This is a genomic window from Psychrobacillus sp., assembly GCF_056205495.1.
Map to the genome: position 1 here is coordinate 1 of NZ_JBAEAP010000057.1, position 5,329 is coordinate 5,329.

At 40.5% G+C, this 5,329-nt stretch carries 5 protein-coding genes; all 5 read left to right on the top strand.

From position 1 onward, the window contains the following. A partial coding sequence (locus AC06OU_RS01840; RefSeq protein WP_475853586.1) for a Glu/Leu/Phe/Val dehydrogenase family protein occupies positions 1-881 on the top strand: 881 nt, incomplete at its 5' end. Between the two features lie 86 nt (positions 882-967). After that, positions 968-2,398 (top strand): dihydrolipoyl dehydrogenase, encoded by a 1,431-nt coding sequence (gene lpdA / locus AC06OU_RS01845; protein WP_475853587.1) that lies wholly within the window; start codon positions 968-970, stop codon positions 2,396-2,398. Between the two features lie 19 nt (positions 2,399-2,417). Further along, positions 2,418-3,428, top strand: a complete 1,011-nt coding sequence (locus AC06OU_RS01850; protein WP_342568068.1) for a thiamine pyrophosphate-dependent dehydrogenase E1 component subunit alpha — start codon at positions 2,418-2,420, stop codon at positions 3,426-3,428. After that, entirely contained in the window at positions 3,428-4,411 is a 984-nt protein-coding gene (locus AC06OU_RS01855) for an alpha-ketoacid dehydrogenase subunit beta (protein ID WP_340883289.1), read from the top strand. The genes AC06OU_RS01850 and AC06OU_RS01855 overlap by 1 nt, the downstream gene beginning before the upstream one ends. A gap of 49 nt (positions 4,412-4,460) precedes the next feature. Further along, positions 4,461-5,329 (top strand): dihydrolipoamide acetyltransferase family protein (locus tag AC06OU_RS01860; RefSeq protein ID WP_475853588.1); only part of this gene is annotated, 869 nt, incomplete at its 3' end.

A 5,329-nucleotide genomic window follows, 5' to 3' on the forward strand; every position in this document is an offset into this window, starting at 1 on the left:
CAGGACTTAATCTTGGTGGAGGAAAAACTGTAATTATTGGTGATCCATTAAAAGATAAAAATGAAGAAATGTTCCGTGCATTTGGACGTTTCATCCAAGGGTTAAATGGACGTTATATTACAGCTGAAGATGTAGGTACTACGGTTGCAGATATGGACCTTATCCATGAAGAAACTAACTACGTAACTGGTATTTCAGAGGCGTGTGGTTCTTCAGGTAACCCATCTCCAGTAACAGCTTATGGTGTTTACGTTGGGATGAAGGCTGCAGCTAAAGAAGCATTTGGTTCTGATTCATTAAAAGGAAAAACAATTGCAGTACAAGGCGTAGGGAACGTTGCTTATACGCTATGTGAATTCCTACATGAAGAAGGAGCAAAATTAGTTGTTGCTGATATTAACCAAAAATCGGTGGATCGTGCAGTAGAAGCATTCGGTGCTGTACAAGTAGGAACAGATGAAATCTACTCACAAGACGTAGATATCTTTGCTCCTTGTGCGCTTGGGGCAATTATTAACGATAACACGATTCCTCAATTGAAAGCTAAAGTAATCGCTGGTTCAGCTAATAACCAATTGAAGGATACAACACATGGCGACATCATTCATGAAATGGGTATCGTTTATGCACCTGATTATGTTATTAACTCTGGTGGAGTGATCAATGTAGCAGATGAATTATATGGTTACAACCATGACCGTGCGATGAAACGCGTGGCAGGTATTTATGACAAAATTGAACGTATTTTTGAAATTTCTAAACGTGACGGAATTCCAACTTATGTTGCTGCGGACCGTTTAGCTGAAGAGCGTATCGCGCGTGTAAGCAAATCTCGTAGCCAATTTTTACAAAACGGAAAACATATTTTAAATGGCCGTTAATCAATAATTATATCCTAGTAGCAAATTGGCCGACTTTATAGATTCCTTGTAAAGCCGGCCTTCTTATTTGGAAGGAGACGATTCATTTGGCAAAAGAATACGACGTAGTAATTATTGGTGGAGGAACTGGTGGGTATGTAGCTGCCATTCGTTCAGCTCAACTAGGTTTAAAAACAGCAATTGTTGAAAAAGGCAAACTAGGTGGTACATGTTTACATAAAGGCTGTATACCAAGTAAAGCATTACTTCGAAGTGCCGAGGTTTTTTCTACTACTAAAAATCATGCAGCCGACTTTGGTGTAAATACAAGTGAAGTAACATTAGATTTTAGTAGAGTGCAAGCCCGTAAGGAATCCATTGTGGACCAATTATTCCAAGGAGTTCAGGGGTTGATGAAAAAAGGCAAGATTGATGTGTATGAAGGAACAGGCAGAATGCTCGGGCCATCCATTTTCTCTCCGTCTCCTGGGGGGACCGTCTCGGTTGAGATGAACAATGGAGAAGAAAATGAAATGCTTATCCCGAAAAATGTAGTCATTGCCACTGGTTCACGCCCTCGCTCTTTGCCAGGTTTATCAATAGATGGTTCTCTAGTGATGACATCAGATGAGGCGCTAGCAATGACAGAGCTACCTAAATCTATTCTCATAGTAGGTGGAGGAGTAATCGGTATAGAATGGGCTTCCATGCTAAACGACTTTGGGGTAAAAGTAACAGTCATTGAATACGCAGATCGAATTATCCCTACGGAAGACAAGGATATTTCTAAAGAAATGCAAAAGCTTTTAGGGAAAAAGGGAATCACATTTGCAACAAACGCAAAAGTACTTCCAGATACTTTAGATACAGCTGAAAATGCAGTAACAATATCTGCTGAGGTTAATGGAGAGACTCAATCATTTACTGCTGAGAAAATGCTTGTATCTGTTGGTAGACAAGCAAACACAGAAGGTATTGGTATAGAAAATACAGATATCGTGATCGAAAATGGATTTATAAAGGTTTCGGAAACGTTTCAAACAAAGGAATCTCATATATATGCCATTGGCGATGTAATTGGTGGTCTTCAATTGGCACATGTGGCAAGCCATGAGGGGATTACAGCAATAGAGCATATTGCTGGCGAAGATATAATTCCAATGGATTATAATCTTGTATCTCGCTGTATTTATGCAAGTCCTGAAAGCTCAAGTGTAGGAATTACAGAGCAACAGGCAAGAGAAAAGGGATTTGATGTAAAGGTAGGCAAGTTCTCTTTTAAAGCAATTGGTAAGGCTCTTGTGTACGGTGAATCAGATGGCTTTGTTAAAATTGTGGCCGACAAAGAAACCAATGACATATTAGGTGTTCATATGATTGGTCCACACGTAACAGATATGATTTCAGAGGCTGGCTTGGCAATGGTTCTTGATGCTACTCCTTGGGAAATTGCACATACAATTCATCCACATCCAACCTTAAGTGAAATAATGGGAGAAGCAGCGTTAGCTGTTGATGGTAAAGCTATTCATATGTAAAAAAAAGGGGGATCTCTATATGACAAACAATCGTCATGAGGAATTAGGGTTATCAAATGAAGACGTATTAAAGATGTTCGAGACGATGTTAATGGCACGCCGTATTGATGAGCGTATGTGGCTGTTAAACCGTGCAGGAAAAATTCCATTCGTAATCTCTTGTCAGGGACAAGAGGCAGCTCAGGTAGGAGCGGCATTTGCTTTAGATAATACAAAGGACTATATCGCTCCTTACTATCGAGATATGGGAGTAGTATTACATTTTGGTATGACTCCAAAAGATTTAATGCTATCAGCATTTGCTAAAGCCGAGGATCCAAACTCAGGCGGTCGTCAAATGCCAGGACATTTCGGTCAAAAGAAAAATCGTATTTTAACAGGCTCCTCACCAGTTACAACGCAACTTCCTCATGCAGTAGGTGTTGCTTTAGCTGCCAAGATTGAAAAGAAAGATTTCATTACCTTTGTTACATTAGGAGAAGGTTCTTCAAACCAAGGAGATTTCCATGAAGGATTGAACTTTGCAGGAGTACATCAATTACCTTGTATAACAATGGTTGAAAACAATAAATATGCAATATCAGTACCTTTTGAGCGTCAGGTTGCTAGTAAGAATGTAGCAGACCGTGCTAGTAGCTACGGAATGCCAGGCGTAACGGTGGATGGTAAAGATCCAATCGAAGTGTATCGAGTAGTAAAAGAAGCTGCTGACCGCGCAAGAAACGGAGAAGGACCAAGTCTTATCGAGGCAGTTACTTACCGTTTGACAGCCCATTCATCAGATGACGATGACAGACAATACCGTACTGCAGAAGACATTGCAGAAGGTAAAGCTTTAGATCCTATTATAACATTCGCTAAATATTTAAGAGATTTAGATATTCTTTCTACCGATTTAGAAAAAGAGATTAATGACCGCATTATGAAGGAAGTAAATGAGGCAACTGATTATGCAGAGGCTGCACCATATGCTGCTCCAGAAGATGCATTAAAACATGTTTATGCTGAAAAAGACGGGGGGAACGCATAATGGCAATCATGTCTTATATAGATGCAATAACACTTGCAATGAAAGAAGAGATGACCCGCGATGAGCGCGTTTTCGTTCTTGGGGAAGATGTTGGTCGTAAGGGCGGCGTGTTCAAAGCAACAAACGGACTTTACGATGAATTCGGTGAATATAGAGTGTTAGATACACCACTTGCAGAATCTGCTATTGCAGGTGTAGGAATCGGAGCCGCAATGTATGGTCTTCGTCCAATCGCAGAAATGCAATTTGCAGATTTTATCATGCCTGCAGTCAACCAAATTATCTCTGAGGCATCTCGTATTCGCTACCGTTCTAACAATGACTGGACTTGTCCTATTGTATTCCGAGCTCCTTTTGGTGGTGGTATTCATGGTGCACTATATCACTCTCAATCTGTAGAGGCTATCTTTGCTAACCAGCCTGGACTAAAAATAGTTATTCCCTCTACTCCGTATGATGCGAAAGGATTGTTAAAAGCAGCTATTCGTGATGAGGATCCGGTTATGTTTTTTGAACACAAGCGTGCTTATCGCCTTATTAAAGGAGAAGTACCGGACGGCGATTATACGATTGAAATTGGTAAGGCAGATGTAAAGCGTGAAGGGGAAGATATTACTGTTATCACTTATGGCTTAGCAGTACATTTCGCTCTTCAAGCTGCAGAACGCTTAGAAAAAGATGGTATTTCAGCTCATATTTTAGATTTACGTACGATTTACCCATTAGACAAAGATTCAATTATAGAAGCTGCATCTAAAACAGGTAAAGTATTGCTTGTAACGGAGGATAACAAAGAAGGTAGTGTAATCAGTGAGGTCGCAGCGATTATTGCCGAAAATTGCTTGTTTGACTTAGATGCTCCGATTATGCGCCTTGCTGGTCCTGATGTTCCAGCTATGCCATATGCGCCTACTATGGAAAAATTCTTTATGATTAATCCAGATAAAGTCGAAAAAGCAATGCGTGAGCTGGCGGAATATTAAGCTATGGAAAAACGCCTAAGCAAATTTGATCTATAAAGGAGGAACCCATATGGCACTAGAACAAATTAAAATGCCTCAGCTTGGGGAAAGTGTAACCGAGGGAACAATCGAAAAATGGTTAGTAAAACCAGGCGATCATGTCAATAAGTATGACGCACTTGCAGAGGTTAACACAGATAAAGTAACTGCAGAAGTACCTTCTTCCTTCACCGGAGTTATTAAAGAACTAATTGCCAATGAAGGAGATACACTTGCAGTAGGAGAAATCGTTTGTACGATTGAAACAGAGGGAGGCTCTTCTGAAGAAATCGTAGAGGTAAAGGAAGCTGCGCCTGAAGAACCAACTGCGGAAACGGTTAAACCAGCTGAAGTGAATAAGCATGCACAGTCAGCGCCAGCAGACCGTGCAAAAGGAGCAAAAGCTCGTTACTCACCTGCAGTTCTTAAACTTTCCCAGGAGCATGATATAGACCTTTCTTTAGTCACAGGTACTGGTAATGAAGGTAGAATTACTCGTAAGGATTTATTGAAAATAATTGAAAGTGGAGAAATTCCACAAGCTGCACCAACTAGCGAGCCTAAGATGGAGGAAAAACCGGCTATAGCTTCAGCTCCGGCTAACTCACAACCAAAACCAGCTGCTATGAATGTACCAGTTGGAGCAGGTGACATCGAAATTCCAGTAACTGGGGTCCGTAAGGCAATTGCTGCAAATATGCTTCGTAGTAAGCATGAGGCACCTCACGCTTGGACGATGATTGAAGTGGATGTGACGAACCTAGTACAGTACCGTGATTCGATAAAAAATGAATTTAAACAAAAAAAAGGCTTTAATGTAACTTATTTTGCATTCTTTGTTAAAGCAGTTGCACAAGCATTAAAAGAATTTCCAATGATGAATTCTATGTGGGCTGGCGA